This is a genomic window from Bradyrhizobium sp. CCBAU 51627 (assembly GCF_028128765.1).
Lineage (GTDB): Bacteria > Pseudomonadota > Alphaproteobacteria > Rhizobiales > Xanthobacteraceae > Bradyrhizobium.
Genome location: NZ_LBJG01000002.1, coordinates 1 through 599, shown reverse-complemented (window position 1 = coordinate 599; position 599 = coordinate 1). Strand labels below are relative to the sequence as shown.

At 60.8% G+C, this 599-nt stretch carries 1 protein-coding gene; it reads right to left on the bottom strand.

Annotated elements, in window-relative coordinates; genetic code table 11:
* A partial coding sequence (locus tag XH88_RS00270; RefSeq protein WP_271613433.1) for a transposase occupies positions 1–546 on the bottom strand: 546 nt, incomplete at its 3' end.
* Positions 547–599: the final 53 nt, after the last annotated feature.

Here is a 599-nt window from a genome sequence, read left to right as displayed (position 1 = left end):
GTCTTCCTCGATCGCCGCATCGAGCGCGTCCCAGTAGTCGGCCCGCGACTTGGCGACCACCGCCGCGTCATAGCGGTTCTTGTTGGCGTTGGCTTTCAGGTGCATGGAATCGGTGTAGAGCACCGTGCCATCGACCAGCCCCTTGGCGATCGCCTGCGCCACGACCGCATCGAAGATGTCCTGCGCGACCGTCGTGTCATTGTATCGGCGGCGCCGGTTCTGGCTCAGCGTCGAGGCATCGAACACCGGGTCGGTCAGCTTTAGTCCAAGAAACCAGCGGTAGGCGACATTGACTTCGATCTCCCGCACCAGCTGGCGTTCGGAGCGGATGCCGAACAGGTAACCAATGAAAAGCGCCTTGAACATCAGCGTCGGGTCGAGCGGCGGACGCCCGTTGTCCGGGCAATAAAGCCCGGCAACTCGATCGTGGATGAACGTGAAATCGACCACCGCCTCGATCTTGCGAAGCAGGTGATCCCTCGGAACAAGACCGTCGAGACTGACCATCTCCAACGCGGTCTGTTGCGGTAGCGGCTTCCTCAGCATGCCATCTTGAATCAAAAACCCCCGGCAAAAGCCAGGGGTTTGTCAGCAGCCTG